Origin of the sequence: Micromonospora coerulea, assembly GCF_016598485.1 — a bacterium.
GTDB classification, from domain to species: Bacteria; Actinomycetota; Actinomycetes; order Mycobacteriales; family Micromonosporaceae; genus Micromonospora; species Micromonospora coerulea.
On sequence record NZ_JAEMUW010000098.1, the window covers coordinates 1 to 985 of the forward strand.

Sequence of the window (985 nt, forward strand, 5' to 3'; positions counted from 1 at the left end):
AGCGTCTCTGGTTTCCTACGCGATCCTCGGCAAGCCGGGCATCCCGCTGGTACTGCGGTCCCTGTCGGTGACGGGGGTGGCGTGTACGTGGCGGTGGAAGCCGCGGCCGTGGAGGGCCCCGCGGACCCGGTGTGGGTGTCGCGGGGCGGTGGTGGGAACCGTGTGCGGCACCTGGCGACCGGGCCCTGACGGGTTGGTCTCCTGGGGTGTCCGTCCCGCCGGACACTTGCCGGCAGACCCCGGTGAGGGGACTGTCGGGGCGGGAACCTGCCGTCGCAAGGGCAGCAGGCGTGAAGTCTTGACCGTTACAGGTCGGGTCTGCTTCGGAGTGGGTGCGGTCTTGCGTCGATCCCGCACCGGTTTGCTGGTCGTGGCGGCTCGGGTTGGTCGACTGGTCCGCGGCCGGACTGGTGTGTCGGTGGCGGTGCGGATCGCGGCCTGGCCGCTGCGGTCGCGGCGGGTGTTGGTCTGGTTGGCTAGGCCCCGGGCGGCGATGCGTTGCGCGGCGGCGTGGTCCCGGTCGGTGGACAGGCCGCACGGGCAGGTGGCCCACCGGTACCCGGCCACGCACCGGTCCGGCGCCGTGACGTGTCTGATGGGGCCGCCGCAGCGGGGGCAGCCCGACGAGGTTCCCCGCGCCGGGACGGTGACGACTGCGATGTCTGCTTTCGCGGCGAGGTGGGCGATGGCGGTGAACACGGTGGCGCGTACCGCGCCGGACAGTCGCCGGTTGAGGCTGCGGGAACGGCCACGCGTCTCGAGGGTGGCGAGGTCCTCGACGTAGATGACGGTGGCCCCGTGCGCGGTGGCGTGGTCGACCAGCCACCGCGCTGCGGACCAGGCAAGCGCGTGGTTGAGATGCCGGATCCGGGCGCACACCGCCGCGTGCTCGGCCTCCAGCCGGGCCAGCTTGCCCGTCAGTGCCGGATCCGGGTGGCCGGGGCGGCCGTCGCGCAGCCGGGTCAGATGGTCGGCTTTGGTGTTC

At 73.1% G+C, this 985-nt stretch carries 2 protein-coding genes; one reads left to right on the plus strand and one right to left on the minus strand.

Going from position 1 to position 985, the window contains the following annotated elements; all coding sequences use genetic code 11:
* Positions 1 to 15 precede the first annotated feature (15 nt).
* Complete coding sequence (locus tag I8N68_RS34455) at positions 16 to 879, minus strand: zinc ribbon domain-containing protein (RefSeq protein WP_372433935.1); 864 nt, start codon at positions 877 to 879, stop codon at positions 16 to 18.
* Between I8N68_RS34455 and I8N68_RS33480 the strand changes: the two genes are divergently transcribed.
* A partial coding sequence (locus tag I8N68_RS33480; RefSeq protein WP_234041012.1) for a hypothetical protein occupies positions 799 to 985 on the plus strand: 187 nt, incomplete at its 3' end. The two genes, I8N68_RS34455 and I8N68_RS33480, sit on opposite strands and share 81 nt — an antisense overlap.